Origin of the sequence: Paenibacillus tepidiphilus, assembly GCF_008635795.1 — a bacterium.
Lineage (GTDB): Bacteria > Bacillota > Bacilli > Paenibacillales > Paenibacillaceae > Paenibacillus_AQ > Paenibacillus_AQ tepidiphilus.
The window spans coordinates 35,903-51,493 of sequence record NZ_VWRQ01000015.1 but is presented as its reverse complement, the minus strand read 5'-3'; the positions used below and the strand labels follow the sequence as shown (position 1 = coordinate 51,493).

The window sequence follows — 15,591 nt, the reverse complement described above, 5'->3', positions numbered from 1 at the left end:
TCTATGGCCAAAACGCGTTCAACACTGAACGCCAAGCAACCCGTGCTTTCCGCTACTTTTATAGACTACCGGCAGCGCCAAAAGGTTTCATTATTCATTTCACCACAAACGGGGTGACCGACCACGCGCGCAAGAAATCTTTCACCAGCGGCAAGGACCTGGGAAATTGCTAGCTTTCGAGCGGAATATTTTGCTGCTTCAAAGACTACAATACATATTAGAAGAGTTGCACTACTCATCGGTTAGAGATTTCTCTACCTGATTGTAACACAGCAGGCTAGACTTCCCGCTTTTTCTTTTATGGAAAATAACGGTTATTTCGTGTAACACTGTTCAACGTTACCTTAATGAGGAGGTTATCCCATGGATTCATTTTCCACAAGCACGGACTTGGTCCAGTTCATCGGTAAGCTTGGCGATCTAAAGGATGAGCACTATCAGCTAATCCTGGTGCAAAGCGCCTTGATTGAGCTATTGATTGAAAAAGGCCTGATCTCGCGCCAGGAGCTGGAGCAGCGAATCACCGAAACGGACCGGCTTATGATTGGCTCACCTTATCCCATGGCGTAGGCTGGTCATAAAAGGTATCGCATAGTCTAAACTCGCTGTCCTTGTAGAAGCAGCCCCTGTCCTCCATCGCTCCGCGCACCGACATTTTGGCCAGCTCCATCATGTTGTGATCACGGCTTAAGTGCGCCAGATAAGTCCGTTTGGTGCGTCCGGTCAGAATTTCGCTGAGTACAGCGCCCGCTGCATCGTTCGAGAGATGCCCCATATCCCCGAGTATCCGCCGCTTGGTGTTCCAGGGGTATCGGCCCATCCGCAGCATCTCTATATCATGGTTGGCCTCCAGCACCAGAACATCGGAGCCCTCCATCGCTGTCCGGACTTTATCGCTGACGTAACCAAGGTCTGTAGCTACGCAGAGCTTCTCACTGCCATCATAGAAATTATAGCCTACCGGCTCCGCAGCATCATGCGAAATGGCGAACGATTCTACGCGCAGACTCCCGAAATCCCGGTGTTGGCCGGTCTCCAGCACGATCCGGTTCTGCTCGGGTATCGTCCCGATGCCCTTCTCCAGTGCTCCCCAGGTTCCCGAATTTGCATAGATTGGCAGGTCATATTTGCGCGCAATCGCTCCCAGCCCCTTGATATGATCGGAGTGCTCATGTGTCACCAGAATGCCGTCGATATTATGACCGGTCATCTCGCGCATAGCGAGCAGCTCTTCGATCCGCTTGGCGCTAAGGCCGGCGTCGATCATCAGTGTCGTTTCCCCGTTGTGCACCACCGTTACATTCCCGGTGGACCCGCTGGACAGTATTGTAAACGAAATTCCCATTTCCTCTCCTGCTCCCTCTACTCTGTTGTCTTGGGACTAATGATGTCCGCAGTAATGGCATCCACATAATAGGCGCTGCCATCCTGCAGCATAAACCGCCACATCGGCGACGCCACCTGACTTTCGGAGTTAAACAATTCCCCGTAATATCCCAGTTCAATCTCATTGACCACTGCATCCGCCGGGAACGATTTCTCGATCAGGCTGCTCAGCGCCTGGGATGCGGGCAGCACCTTCTGTATGTCATCTCCGCTTGCGGTCGGCCCGATTTGCAGCTGCGGCTGGCGGTAAGCAACAATCTTCTGGTCGCTGTTAATCAGCTCCAATCTCACCCTGAACAAGGGCCACTGATTGTCCACCAGCGGGTGCAGCACATGTTTGCCGGGCTCACTCTCATTCTGATAGAAGCGGTAGCTGGCGATATCCGGAATCTCCGGCTCCAGCAGCTTGCCGAGTTCGGTGAACGAAGAATAGATCAGCGCACTGTCCACCGGCTCCTTGAGCGCTACCGGCGGTGCAGTTTGCTCCTCGCCGGAATAACGGTAGGTGATCGGAGGCAACTGCGGTGTCATAGCAGGTATCGGGCACACAACCCGAATCCCCTTCTGTTCCATCACGGCCTTTGTTTCTTCCGACAGGGAGGTGAAGTCCAGGTTGGCGCTGGCCTGATCGCGCAAGTCGAGCCACAGCTGATAGCACAGCAGCAAATTCAGCACCAGAAATGCATAGATCAGCACACTTTTCGCTCTTCCCCAGTCCATTGCCAACCCTCCTCCGTGAGAATATTAAACTCTTCGTTAACCGCGGCTTTAGTGTTAATTCAGTACAATGACACTGCCGTCGCTCAGCGTAATCTGCCACACCGGAACCAGATGCAGCCTGTCTTCTTTTTGACCCGGCAAATAGGCGGGCGTCAGATCCTTGATGGGCAGCGCCAGCTTCAGCTCGCTAATCTTGGTGCGCAGCTCCTCACCACCGGGTAACTCTACAATCGTCTTTACCGCTTTGTCCTCTTCCATATAGATCAGCGAACGTTCATAAGAAGAAACGGTCCCCTGCTGCAGCTCAAGGTGAATGACTCCGTAACGCAGGCCCGGCTCGCTCATAATGGGGTAGGAGCCGTAATACTGCTGGAAGGCTACACTGCGATCCTGCCGGTCTTCCTCCGCCGTTGCCAGCCGGTACTCTCCGTTCCAGCCGCCATGCTCGTTGACGAAATCAACCGCCTCCAGCGCATCGGTTGCCGGGGTGCTCTCCCCGGCCGGAAGAGCCGCCGGATCGCTGTAGTTCATCCAGTTCTGCTCGTCCACCTGAAGGCTGCGCTTGCTGTCGGTATAGATTTTTGAACCGTCCTTCTCCGGGATATACCGGGTACTGCCGGCGTCGAAGAACAAATTGCTCTGCATTTGCTCAATAGTGTACATGCCTATCGGCAGCTCAACTTCGAGAAGCTGCAATGGAATCTCCGGAATATAATAATTATTGTTGACCACGCTGTAAGGGGTCAGATTCTGCCCGAAGTCCACATGCTGCTGCACGTCCTGGACCGTGAGATCCGCCTTGGCCGCTTCGTACACGATATCGCCCCGGGTGCTGAAGAATACGGCATGGGCTTTGGAGTCGTTCTTGCCGTTATAAATCCAGATCCGGTTAATGCTCTCGCCTTCAAACAGCGAATCGGGAGACAACTGCATCACCCGCTGCAGCAGTGTAACCGGTATACCCTCGCCAAATGACAGCTCGATGCCGGAATTTTCCCTGCGGATCTTGTTCCAGTCGAAATCCTGCACCGAACGGCGCTGGAAGCTTTCAAAGCCCCGCCCCTTGATACGGTTCAGAATCAGGTCATAAAAGGCCGAGCCCGGGTAGAATAAAGTATGCCGGTCCCCGCCCATATGAATCACCATCCGCTCCGGATACAGCAGGTTCTCCACATTCTGCTTGGGTCCCATGTTGTCTGTCTTGACGTACAGGCTTTCCGACATCACCGCCGAATCACTGCCCGGCAGCCGGTAGATCAGGTAATAGCTCTCGACGAGACTGCCGAATACCAGCAGAGCAAGCAGCCATGATTTGATTTTCTCCTTCACAGCTCACTCCTCCCTTGCTGCAAAAGCGGCAATGTAAAGGTGACCAGTGAGCCCTCATTCAGCTCGGATTGCAGGGAAATGGAGCCGCCATGCGCTTTGACAATTTCCCGGGCAATGGACAGCCCTAGACCGGTTCCCCCCATGTTGCGGGAGCGCGCCTTGTCTACCCGGTAGAAACGCTCAAATATCCGTTCGATATCCTTCTTCGGAATCCCGATTCCGGAGTCGCGTACCGAAATGGCCAGCATTCCCTCATCGTTCTTCCGCGCCTCGAGCTCAATGCTTCCGCCCTCTGACGTATATTTCAGGGCATTGGAGACCAGATTGCCCAGCACCTGATCGATCTGGTCGCGGTCCAGCCACGCCGACGCGACCTCTTTACGCACCTTGGTATTGATATGAATCCGCTTCTGGCGCAGCTGAAAGGAGAAGCGGTCGGCTACATCGTCCAGCATCTCAAAAATATCGGTCTGCTGGATGCGCAGGCTGGATTCCTTTGAATCCAGCCGTGAGAGATGCAGTAGATCGGTAACCAGGCGGATCATCCGCTCGGTCTCATTGCGGATGACGCCGACGAACCGTACCGCCAGCTGCGGGTCCTCCAGCGCTCCGTCATCGAGCGCCTCGGCATAGCTCTTGATGGTAGTGAGCGGCGTCCGCAGCTCATGGGAGACGTTCGCCACGAACTCGCGCCGGGATTCCTCCAGGTTCTCCTGCTCGGTAACATCCTGCAGCACGGCAATGGTTCCGGCGATGCCGCGGCCTTCGCGGCGGTGGATCGGCGTGAAGGTTACCCGCACGATCTTCGCTTCCTCGCCGTCCATCGGCGATAACCGCAGCATGGCCGACTGGGCATTCCCCTGGGCCAGAGAACCGGACTGCTCATGGTCAAGTCCCAGCAGCTCGTCCAGTGGCGCCCCTTCGGGCAGCGGATCTGAGGAGCCAAGCATATGTGCGGCCCTGGTATTCATCAGGATAACCCTGCCGTTCTCATCCGTAGCCACTACGCCGTCGCTCATATTTGCCAGAATCGAGGCCAGCTTCTCTTTCTCCTCTTCATTCTGTGAGAGCGCCTCATGCAGCCGTCCCGTCATATAGTTGAACGCCTGGCTCAGCTGCCCGATCTCATCGTTGCCGAATACCGGCATCTTGCGGTTGAAGCGCCCCTCGGCCACCGCTGTGGCATGGCGGGTCATCTCCTTGATCGGATGCGTGATGGTATGGGCCAGAATAACGCCCAGCACCGCAGTCAGGGCCAGGGCCAGCAGCAGGCCGGAGAGAAAAACATTGTTGATCCGGCTGATGGTTGCATATAAATCCTTCATATCCGCTGCGATATAGATCGCACCGACAACCTTGTCGCCGGATAGCACCGGCTTGGCGACTACCTTCTTCCGCACATTGTCATCGGCAATGATGTATTCTTCATTGTCGCTGATGCCCTGCAGTGCGCGGTTGACCACCGTCTGCGTGTTCCGCTGCCCGATGATATCGTTGCGGGAAGCGACGGAGGTGGTGATAATCTTGCCGCTCGCATCCAGCACCTGAATTTCCGCACCGCTGATATACAGGTTATTGACCATGCCGCGCAGACTCTCTACTACGCCTTCTTCATCGGAGGTTCCGGCTTCGCTGCCGAATTTATCCGCAGTCAGAATCGAGAGCATTTCCGCCCGGGCCTTCAAATCCTTGGTGAAATTATCGGTCAGCGAGTTCTTCATCGAGCTGACGAAGTAGACGCCGATGAGCTGCATGGCAATCAGAATGAGCAGTACATAAATCATAATCAGTCTGGCTTGTATCGTCCGGAAAAAGGACAGCCCCTTCATCCCATGCCCCCGCTTTTCGGGCTGTGCATTAAATATCCGAGGCCCCGCCGGGTAAAGATGTATTCAGGCTTGCTCGGATTCTCTTCAATCTTCTCCCTCAGCCGGCGGATGGTCACATCCACCGTCCTCACATCGCCGAAATATTCGAAGCCCCACACTGCCTGCAGCAGATGCTCGCGCGTCATAACCTTGCCGGCGTGGCGGACCATATAATAGAGCAGTTCATATTCACGATGGGTCAAATCCAGCGGCTCGCCGTCTTTATACACCATATACATATCGGTATCAATAAACAGCCCGAAGTGATACACTCCCTGCTTCGTCTCCGGACGTTCGCTGAAGGTCTCGGCTTGCGCAGGCTTCTGCTGGCGGCGCATCTGGGCCTTGACTCTGGCCAGCAGCTCGCGCGTGCTGAAGGGCTTGGTCACATAATCATCCGCACCCAGCTCCAGCCCGAGCACCTTGTCGATCTCGCCGTCCTTGGCCGTGAGCATGATGATCGGAATATCCAGATGCGCGGAGCGCACCTCACGGCATACATCCATCCCGTCCTTGCCCGGCAGCATCAGATCGAGCAGCATCAGATCAGGCCGCTTGGACAGGGCCAGATCGACCGCACTGTTGCCGTCAAATGCGCAAATGACCTCATAGCCTTCCTTCTCCAGATTAAACTTTAAGATATCGGCAATAGGCTGCTCATCGTCTACTACCAGGATCGTACCCATCTGCATGGCTCAGCTTCACCTTTCTAAGCGTTGTTATACCCTTTCCCTTTATTCTAACATACCTGCCTTGGCGCCACATCCTATGAAACAAACGAACCGCCCGGAAATTCCGGGCGGCTGAAAGAAATATTGGATTATTTCAGATACTTCATCGGGTTAACGGCTGTGCCGTTCTTACGGATTTCAAAATGCAGATGAGTCCCTGTCGAGCGGCCGGTGTTGCCCATAATGCCGATCTTGCTGCCTTGCGACAGCCTCTGGCCGACAGACACTGATATGCTTCTCAAGTGACCATAGTAGGTCACATAACCGTTCCTATGATTTACAATGACCACATTGCCATAACCGCTTTGTGTTCCGGCAAAGGTGACCACGCCGGCGTCCGCAGCCTTGATCGTCCGGTTACCCGAGACCAGATCCACGCCTTTATGGGCACGGCCCCACCGTTCACCGAAGCTGCTGGAGATCGTCGCGCCGCTGACCGGCCAAGCGAACCTGCCGGTGCCTTCGCCAACGACCTTGGTGCCGCTGTACACGACTTCAGGCAGCGACGCCTTCAGCACCGTCTGGCCCAGCCATTCTTCCTTCACAACGATGCCGTTCTCTTTAGTGACCCGGTACTGCATTTCCTTAAGCCCCGTCTGGCCCGGACGCACGACCTTGCGTTTGCCGGCAGCCAGCTGATCGCTCTTGCGGATTTCAACCTCCGGTTCGGTCACGACCTGCTCTGTCACCTGCTCTACGGTCACCACCGTCAGGTCCGGCTGCGGCACGGTCAGCTGCAGCTCATCCCCGATCTGCAGAGTTAACTCCTTGACGGCCGGATTATTGCGGAAAATGTCAGCCTGGGTTATGCCGTAACGCTGGGCAATGGCAGAGACCGTGTCGCCTTCCTGTACAGCATAGACCAGCGGTTCTTCATCACCTTCCGTCAGCACCTTAACGGCATCCTCCACTGTCAGCACCTTGTTCGGGTCTGCTTTGACCGGAACAATGGATACCTCTTCACGAATTTCAGCCGACTCCAGCTTGTCCGCATCGGCAGCCACGGCTTTGGTCGTTGCCGCTGTCCTCATCAGCTTGGAACCGGTGGCGGCAGCAGCCTGCGGCGCGTAATGCTGCTTGACCGCTTCCAGCACCGCATTTGCCGTCTCCTGATCCTTGACAATGCCGAGCGCTTCACCGTCCACCGTCAGCTGCACACCAAGCGCATAGGCCTTCAGCATGCCGTCCAGCTTCTCCAGCGTGGCCTCCGCATCAACCTCCGGCTTGAAGGCCTGCTCCTGCTCTGTCGTGATGCCTTGTGTTTGCAATACCATGACCGACTCCGGATATTTAAGCTGATATTCCTCACGTTTGCTTTCGAACAGCTTGTCCAATTCCGCCTCATCATAAATCTTGCCGACTTCCTGGCCCTTGACCAGCACTTTGTAATAGGTCTCCGTATTGGCAGTCACATACTTCTGCTCTGCCCCAATCAAGAACGCGGTTACCAGCACCAGGCCGGCAGAGCCGAGAATCCAGGAGCGCCGCAATTTCCGGCGTTTGGTTTCTTGAACGAAGACATGAGTTTGCTCTGGAGCACCGGCATCCTGCCGGTCTTCTGCACCGAACCCTGCGGATTCCCGCAGTTTCCCCGCCCGGCGCATAAACTTAAATCCTTTCATGAAACTCTCCCTTTCAGTCCGTCCCCTTCAGTCCGTTACAAGACGTCCATGCTTGTTGTACGACCCCTTATATATATAATTGCTGCGTCTATTTATAGGATTTGCGTCAGTTAAAGCTCTGCCCGGGATTTATAAATTTTTGATTTCAAAAAGGTTACAAAAAATTAACCCCTTGCAGTCCTTTTTTACTGTACCATAGCCTCCTGAAATATTTCAACTTTGTTCTCATGACAAAACCCGCGATAATCGCGGGTTTTATGCGTAAATATAAGGTTTAAACAGGTCCGGTGTGTCCAAAAAGTGACAATTTTTAATTTCCGGAATTCGTAGCTTCGTCCGGTGTAAGCATTTTCATTAAGCTGTCATATTCATCCGGCTCTACGTACTTAGCAATAATATCCTGCAGTTCCTTAACTTCACTCTCTGTTAATCCGTCTTCCATTGCCGTCGAAATCTTCTGCATTTCCTCTTGCGGCAGCTTGTTCATCAGTATATTAAAAATACTGGCCTTTTCCTCAGAGGGCAGGCTGTCCTTCATTTCGCCCATGGCCTCGGGTGTCATCACAAGCTGCTGGTCAAGCGCTCCCCCGGTTTGTTCCTCTGTGCTTGCCTCCCCCATAACGGCCAGGGAATCCTCGGGAACCTCATCATTTGCCGGTTCTTCGCCATCCTGCTGCCCGCTGCCTGGACCTGCAGAACCGGAACCGCCTTCCTGCCCGGCTGCATCCCCATTATCCTGCTGCTTCACTACGCTGCTGCCGCCCATTCCGGTTAGGGTCTTCATTAGCCCGCCTATTCCGGGTTCTGGCGTATCCAGCTCAATACCGAGTCCTGTCAGTACGGACTGGATGTACGTATGTACGACGATTGCAGTAGTCCCGATGGATAATGCGCTGGCCAATACGACGATCAGCCCTACTCCCAATGCACGTTTCAGCAATTTCATTTTGTTCTCTCCCTCACATCTGCTTGGCGGGCTCCCCATTGTCTGGATAACCTGAGCTTTTATACTCTTCTATTCTTCCAGTATTGACCGGAAGCCGCCGGGAGAAACCTAATTCACCCCATAAAGTGAGGATATACCCGATGCCCGTTCAGGAAATTTGCGAAGCCCCTTAATTCTCTAAATATTTAGTTTTTGCAAAAAAAAGAGACCCGCCAGGGTCCCTCCAAAGTCGTTACTATGCTCTTACTTATTCGTAAATCGGCAGTACCTGATTGGTCTGCTCACGGTTGCGTCCCACCGAGAAGATGGCAATAGGAATGCCGGTCAGTTCGGCAACACGCTCTACATAACGGCGTGTGTTGGCCGGAAGATCCTCCAGTGTCTTGGCCGAGGTGATATCCTCGCTCCAGCCCGGAAGCTCCTCATAAACGGCTTCACATTCCGCCAGCATCTTGAGACTGGCCGGATAGTGCGTGATAACCTCACCACGGTACTTGTAGCCGGTGCAGATCTTTACCGTTTCCAAACCGCTCAGCACATCCAGCGAGTTCAGCGACAATCCGGTGATTCCGCTGACACGGCGCGCATGACGCACCACAACACTGTCGAACCAGCCCACCCGGCGGGGACGCCCGGTAACTGTACCATATTCATGTCCTGTCTCGCGGATGTAATCACCGATCGAATCGTTCAGCTCGGTCGGGAACGGACCGTCGCCGACACGGGTGGTGTAAGATTTCGCTACGCCGATAACCTGCTTGATCTTCGAAGGACCCACGCCGGAGCCGATACATACTCCACCGGCGGAAGGATTCGAGGAGGTTACGAACGGATAAGTACCTTGGTCGATGTCGAGCATGACGCCTTGTGCACCCTCAAACAGCACTTTCGAGTCGGCGTCGATGGCATCGTTCAGCACCACCGAAGTATCGGTCACATAGCCTCGAAGGACCTCCGCATATTCCAGGTATTTCACCAGAATCTCTTCGACATCCAGCGGCTCTGCCCCGTATACCTGCGTGATGACCTGGTTCTTCTCTTCCATCAGATGACGCAGTCTCAGCTCGAACTCCTCGGCGTCCATCAGATCGGCGATGCGGATTCCGTTGCGGGCTGCTTTATCCATGTATGCCGGGCCGATGCCCTTCCGGGTGGTACCAATTTTGTTCGGTCCCTTGCGGTCTTCCTCCAGCGCATCCAGCAGCATATGATAAGGCATAATGACATGGGCGCGGTCGCTGATCACCAGATTCTTCGTATCAAAGCCGTTCTCATGAATATAATTAATTTCTTGAATCAGGGCTTCCGGATTAATAACCATCCCGTTGCCGATAACACAAGTCTTCTCTTTATAGAATACACCCGATGGAATCAAGCTCAGCTTGAACTTCTTTCCGTCAATCAGAATCGTGTGACCGGCATTGTTACCTCCTTGATATCTGGCGACCACATCTGCGCTCTCCGCCAGAAAATCCGTGATTTTCCCTTTGCCTTCGTCTCCCCATTGTGTTCCCACGACGACTACCGTTGACATGTTCATTCCTCCGTAGGTGCTGGCAGCACCATTATTTTTCATAATATGGGCTCTGTACGGGTTTCTTATGTACACCGCCCTCCGGACACTAAGCGGTTTAACCCGCTAAAGCACAATAACCAGTGTACCAGCGGGACTTTTTAAAGTCAAATAAAAACGAACGATCACACCATCAAATGTGCGATCGTTCGGATATTGTACGAAAATCGTCTAACCTGCAAAGGGTTCGGCATGAGCACGCTCATAGTTGACGAATTTGTTGAAATTTTTCAGAAACACAAGCTCAACCGTGCCCACCGGGCCGTTACGCTGCTTGGCTATAATGATTTCGATAATATTCTTCTTCTCGGTCTCCTGATTATAGTAATCATCCCGGTACAGGAATGCTACAATATCGGCATCCTGCTCGATAGAACCGGATTCACGAAGGTCACTCATCATCGGACGCTTGTCCTGACGCTGCTCTACCCCGCGGCTAAGCTGGGAAAGGGCAATGACCGGCACATCCAGCTCACGGGCAATCTGCTTCAGTGTACGGGAGATTTCCGAGACCTCCTGCTGGCGGTTCTCGCCGGGCTTGCCGCGGCCCTGGATCAGCTGGAGATAGTCGATGACGATCATCCCAAGGCCCTTCTCCTTCTTCAGGCGCCGGCATTTGGCCCGAATATCGGTAACCGTAACGCCTGGCGTATCGTCGATATAAATCTCCGATTCGCCCAGCGAGGCGATTCCCATGGTCAGCTTGGACCAGTCGTCATCATTCTTGAATTCGCCGGTCCGCATGATGTTGGCGTCCAGGTTAGCCTCGGCGCAGATCATACGCTGTACGAGCTGGGCCGCGGACATTTCGAGACTGAAGATGGCTACGGTCTCTTTGGCGCGGACCGCGACGTTCTGGGCGATGTTAAGCGCAAACGCCGTCTTGCCGACGGAAGGACGCGCAGCGACAATAATCAGATCATTGCGCTGAAAACCATTGGTCATCTTGTCCAGATCGGCAAAGCCAGACGGAATGCCCGAGGTGTTCCCTTTATTCTGATGCAGCAGCTCAACGCGCTCGAAGACCTCCATGACCACGTCACGGATGGCGATAAAGCCGCTGCCGCTGCGCCGGTTGGAGATTTCAAGAATCCGCCGCTCGGCGTCGCTCAGCATAATACCGACGTCTTCGCCGCCGGTATACCCTTCGCTTACGATCTGGGTCGCGGTTCGGATCAACCGGCGCAGCATGGCCTTTTCTTCGATAATCTGAGCGTAGTAATCTACGTTCGCTGCAGTCGGCACCGCATGCGCCAGCTTGGCCAGATAGCTGACCCCGCCGATGTCCTCCAGCTCCCCCTTATCCTGCAGCCGTGAAGTCAGCGTAACTAGGTCGATCGGCTGGCTCTCTTCTCCGAGCTGTATCATGGCATCAAAGATCATTTGATGCGCCTTGTCGTAGAAGTCTTCGGGATTCACCCGCTCCATCGCTGTGATCAGCGCTTCATCCTGCAGCAGAACGGCGCCGATGACGGCCTGCTCCGCCTCCAGATTCTGGGGAGGGACCCGATCGAAAAAGAGATCTCCGCCCATCCTACTCCTCCGTAACCTGAACCGTGAACCGGGCCTTCACTTCGGAATGCAATTTCACATTAACCAGGAAAGTACCGATATGGCGAATCGGATCGTTCAGTTCAATCTTGCGCTTGTCGATTACAATGCCGTTCGCCGACGCCAACGCCTCAGCAATCTGCTTGCTGGTGATGGCGCCGAAGAGACGGCCGCCTTCACCGGCCTTCGCTTTGATGGTCAGCGTAAGCTCATCCAGCTTCTTGCCGAGCTGCTGGGCTTCTTCCTTCTCCTGCTCCTTCTTGCGCTGTTCGGCCGCTGCCTGATTCTCCAGCGTCTTCACATTGCCGTCCGTCGCCGGACGCACCAGTCCGCGCGGCAGCAGGAAGTTTGTTGCGTAGCCTTCCGATACCTCTTTGACTTGTCCCTTTTTGCCTTGACCCTTCACATCTTTTATGAAAATGACCTTCATTCGAATAGCCCCTCTTTCGCTTCAATTTCCGCCAGCACTTCAAGCAGTCTGGCTTCCGCTTCCTTGCTTGTTCCTTCCAGCTGGACTGCGGCATTGGTTAAATGCCCGCCGCCCCCCAGCTTCTCCATAACCACCTGGACATTCATCCGTCCAAGGGAGCGTGCACTGATGCCGATCAGGCCATCCGGGCGCTCACTGATGACGAAGGACGCTACCACATTCGTCATCCCCAGCAGCGTGTCCGCCGTCTGGGCAATCAGGAGCTGCGGGATTCTCTTGCCCGGCTCTGTCACAACCAGGGCAATGTGGTCGTAGACCATCCGTGCATGCTTGATGATCTCCGCCTTGGAGATGTACTCCTGCAGGTCCTCCTTCAGCATGCGCTGAATGAGCACCGTATCCGCCCCGATCCTGCGCAGGAATCCGGCAGCCTCGAACGTGCGCGAACCCGTGTGCAGCGCGAAATGCTTCGTATCAACTGTAATTCCGGCCAGCAGCATCGTGGCCTCCAGCGGACTGAGCTTGATCTTATCATGGATATATTGCAGCAGCTCCGTGACCAGCTCACAGGTGGATGAGGCATACGGCTCCAGATAGACCAGCACCGCATCATTGATAAATTCCTCGCCCCGGCGGTGATGGTCCACCACGACAATCCGGCTGGCATAATGGACCAGACGCGCCTCCATCGTCATCGAAGCCTTATGGGTATCCACCACAATGAGCAGCGTATGCTCCGTCATCATCTGCAGCGCCTGCTCCGGAGTGACAAAGGACTTGTACAAATCCTCATCCTTGCGGATCTGCTCCATCATCCGGGTAATCGACGGATTGGGCGGCTCCATCACAATGTTCGCTTCCACATTGTACATTTGCGCCGCCTTCAGCAGCCCGATGGCGGCGCCGACGGCGTCGATATCCGGCGTCCGGTGCCCCATAATCAGCACCCGGTCGCTCTCCTGCATCAAATCGCGGAGCGCATGGGCGATGACCCGGGCCCGTACTCTGGTACGCTTCTCGGCGGCGTTGCTCTTGCCGCCATAGAAGGAGAGCCGCTGGCCCGCCTTGACGGCCGCCTGGTCACCGCCGCGGCCAAGGGCCATATCAAGACTGGACTGTGCCAGCGCGCCCAGCTCACTGGCCGATTCCGCGCCGTAGGCGAGCCCGATGCTCAGCGTCATCGGAACCTTGAGATCCGCCGTCATCTCGCGCACCTCATCGAGAATAACGAACCGGCTCTCTTCAAGCGCTGTCAGGCTGCGGTGATTCAGCAGCATCAGATACCGCTCTGAAGAAAGGCGGCGAAGATAGACATCGAACATCTTGCTCCATTCGGTAATTTCACTTGCCACCTTGGCAATCAAGGAGGTGCGCTGCTGGTCATCCATGCCCTGCGCCGCCTCATCCAGATTGTCCATCATGACTATTCCGATCGCCAGCTTCTCTTCCTCGTACCGCTCACGCAGCACAACCAGCTCCGTGATATCATCCAGATACAGCAGACGTTCGCTCGGAATAATGACCACCTGATAATAACGGTCATTGACTGTAATTTCCTGTCTGATCTCCTTAATGCCCTGCTCTTTATCCTTGGCCTGCTCTCGCTTATGCGCCGGATTTACCGTCAGGGATGACATAATATCCGGCATCAATTCCTGCAGTGCTTCACCTACCAGCGTTTTACGGGCAAAGATCTCTCCGGCATTCCGGTTATGCCACTCTACCGTCCGGTCCTCGCCGTACAGCATAATTCCCAGCGGCAGCATGCTGACCGCTTCACCTTCTACCCGCTTGATCCGGAAGGATAGCCCGTTGATATACTCCACCAGATTGCGGCGGAAAGAAATCTCCGCCTTCAGCATGGAGAAGCACATGGTGCCGGTCACGAACAGGCTGGCTACGCCCAACACCGGGTTGTAGATACTGACCACAATAATCAGGACCAGCAGCAGCATAAACGCCCATACGGTATGATAGCCGTGCCAGCGCCGTAGCAGAAATTTAGGCATGAGCTCTCACCCTATCGTTTCGATTTCGTCACAAGCTGCCGCAGCGGCATCGCCAGATCAATGACACCGATAATCCAGAGTCCCGGAAACAGAATGACCGGGATGGACAGCAGCAGTGCGACGGCTTTGCTCCATTTGCGTTCATAGACCAGGAAGAACAGGAAGCCGATAGCCTGAATCTTGAAGACGATCCTGAGGAGCGGCAGCAGATTGGCGGTAATCATCGACATAAAGCCGCTTTCCAGGCCGCCGAACAGCAAGGTGATCACCACACCGATCAGGTAATACCAGATCAGCGATCTTGGCAATCTCCATTCACGGGCCGGCTTCAGCTTAGGTACAGCATACTCCATGCTGTTCAGAATCGGCCGTACAACCGAATGGGTAATGACGGAGAGCAGGAACGCACTTACAATCAGTGTCATCGGGATAATCTGAACGGTCAGGTAACTGATCGTGCTGACATCCTCCGAGGTAAAGCCCAGGTCACTCATCAGCGGATTGGCTGTGCTCAGATCGTTCAGCGGTGCGAGAGCCGTATGCATCATATCGTTGACATAGGTGGAGAGGTCAAAATTAAAGAGTACCGTGCCAAGCAGCAGAATCAGCAGATATTCACCCAGTATGGCAATCATACCCGCAAGAATCGTGGACATGGCAGAAGCACGTTTCTTATACCAGCGTCCCATGACGAGCGCCGGAATCAGGAAGTAGACAGCGAGCAGAACATACACCGGCGATATCAGCGCCACAATCAGCAGCACCGGCACCAGATGTACGATAAACTGTTTTGTATTCAGTGTAGTGAACAGCACTACGGCCGGAATAAACATAAATAGGGTGGTGATAATGAGCAGCGGGGTTGACAAGGATAGCAGAAGAAGCAGATATACGATGCTCCAAGCCACTGATGTCCAGCGAAATTTCAACAGTATTCACCTCTTACGCATATGTTCTTCTAGTGCGGATATATCCTGATACCATTCTTCAAGCTGATGCCCTTCCTGCTTGTGTTTTCGCAGCTTCTCCAGCAGCAAATCGTCAAGCTCACGGTAAGATAGGCCGAGTCTGCGCCCCAGAATATAGGAACTCATTACCAAGCTGGCCAGACTGTCGCCTACACGGGCGGTGCTGCCTTCCCACATTGCTTTGAACAACCGGGAGACCTGATCAATTACTTCGGTCTTCAACCACTCAATTACCTTGGCGCGTTTGGCTACATCGAGGTCCTTGGGCACATTGGGCACGTCTCTCTACCTCCGGAAAAAGCATTATTCTCCATTATAGCATAAATATATCCGGGCTACACTGAAGCCTCCGGGTACCGGCGATCGCCGCCTGTAGGCTTAACGGACAACGACAGTCTGCCGTCTTCAAAAAAGGCCCGCATTTCCGTGCTTGCGGAAGTACAGGCCTTAACTGGCAT

At 54.3% G+C, this 15,591-nt stretch carries 14 protein-coding genes; 1 reads left to right on the top strand and 13 read right to left on the bottom strand.

Going from position 1 to position 15,591, the window contains the following annotated elements:
* The first annotated feature begins 363 nt into the window (after window positions 1-363).
* Window positions 364-570: a nitrile hydratase subunit alpha gene (locus F1379_RS18875; protein WP_150272678.1), complete on the top strand. Its 207-nt coding sequence runs from the start codon at window positions 364-366 to the stop codon at window positions 568-570.
* On the opposite strand, the gene F1379_RS18870 is transcribed toward F1379_RS18875, so the two are convergent.
* The 13 genes from F1379_RS18870 to F1379_RS18810 form a co-directional block, all read right to left on the bottom strand.
* Window positions 539-1,345: an MBL fold metallo-hydrolase gene (locus tag F1379_RS18870; protein ID WP_150272677.1), complete on the bottom strand. Its 807-nt coding sequence runs from the start codon at window positions 1,343-1,345 to the stop codon at window positions 539-541. The two genes, F1379_RS18875 and F1379_RS18870, sit on opposite strands and share 32 nt — an antisense overlap.
* Before the next feature lie 17 nt (window positions 1,346-1,362).
* Window positions 1,363-2,106, bottom strand: a complete 744-nt coding sequence (gene yycI, locus F1379_RS18865) for a two-component system regulatory protein YycI (RefSeq protein ID WP_150272675.1) — start codon at window positions 2,104-2,106, stop codon at window positions 1,363-1,365.
* Between the two features lie 54 nt (window positions 2,107-2,160).
* Window positions 2,161-3,435, bottom strand: coding sequence for a YycH family regulatory protein (locus tag F1379_RS18860; RefSeq protein ID WP_150272673.1), 1,275 nt, complete (start codon window positions 3,433-3,435; stop codon window positions 2,161-2,163).
* Window positions 3,432-5,264, bottom strand: a complete 1,833-nt coding sequence (gene walK, locus F1379_RS18855) for a cell wall metabolism sensor histidine kinase WalK (RefSeq protein WP_150272671.1) — start codon at window positions 5,262-5,264, stop codon at window positions 3,432-3,434. Before walK ends, F1379_RS18860 begins: the two co-directional genes overlap by 4 nt.
* Entirely contained in the window at window positions 5,261-5,995 is a 735-nt protein-coding gene (gene yycF, locus F1379_RS18850; RefSeq protein ID WP_150272669.1) for a response regulator YycF, read from the bottom strand. The genes walK and yycF overlap by 4 nt, the downstream gene beginning before the upstream one ends.
* Window positions 5,996-6,123: 128 nt before the next feature.
* Window positions 6,124-7,656, bottom strand: coding sequence for a M23 family metallopeptidase (locus tag F1379_RS18845; protein ID WP_150272667.1), 1,533 nt, complete (start codon window positions 7,654-7,656; stop codon window positions 6,124-6,126).
* A gap of 310 nt (window positions 7,657-7,966) precedes the next feature.
* A complete protein-coding gene (locus tag F1379_RS18840) occupies window positions 7,967-8,602 on the bottom strand; it encodes a hypothetical protein (RefSeq protein WP_150272665.1) in 636 nt (211 codons plus the stop codon).
* A 247-nt stretch (window positions 8,603-8,849) separates the two neighbouring features.
* Window positions 8,850-10,136, bottom strand: a complete 1,287-nt coding sequence (locus tag F1379_RS18835; RefSeq protein WP_150272663.1) for an adenylosuccinate synthase — start codon at window positions 10,134-10,136, stop codon at window positions 8,850-8,852.
* A 210-nt stretch (window positions 10,137-10,346) separates the two neighbouring features.
* Window positions 10,347-11,708 (bottom strand): replicative DNA helicase, encoded by a 1,362-nt coding sequence (dnaB, locus tag F1379_RS18830; RefSeq protein WP_150272661.1) that lies wholly within the window; start codon window positions 11,706-11,708, stop codon window positions 10,347-10,349.
* A gap of 1 nt (window position 11,709) precedes the next feature.
* Window positions 11,710-12,156 (bottom strand): 50S ribosomal protein L9, encoded by a 447-nt coding sequence (gene rplI, locus F1379_RS18825; protein WP_150272660.1) that lies wholly within the window; start codon window positions 12,154-12,156, stop codon window positions 11,710-11,712.
* Entirely contained in the window at window positions 12,153-14,165 is a 2,013-nt protein-coding gene (locus F1379_RS18820; protein ID WP_150272658.1) for a DHH family phosphoesterase, read from the bottom strand. The genes rplI and F1379_RS18820 overlap by 4 nt, the downstream gene beginning before the upstream one ends.
* Window positions 14,166-14,176: 11 nt before the next feature.
* Window positions 14,177-15,094 (bottom strand): DUF2232 domain-containing protein, encoded by a 918-nt coding sequence (locus F1379_RS18815; protein WP_150272656.1) that lies wholly within the window; start codon window positions 15,092-15,094, stop codon window positions 14,177-14,179.
* A 6-nt stretch (window positions 15,095-15,100) separates the two neighbouring features.
* Entirely contained in the window at window positions 15,101-15,403 is a 303-nt protein-coding gene (locus F1379_RS18810) for a MazG-like family protein (protein WP_203457134.1), read from the bottom strand.
* Window positions 15,404-15,591 lie beyond the last annotated feature (188 nt).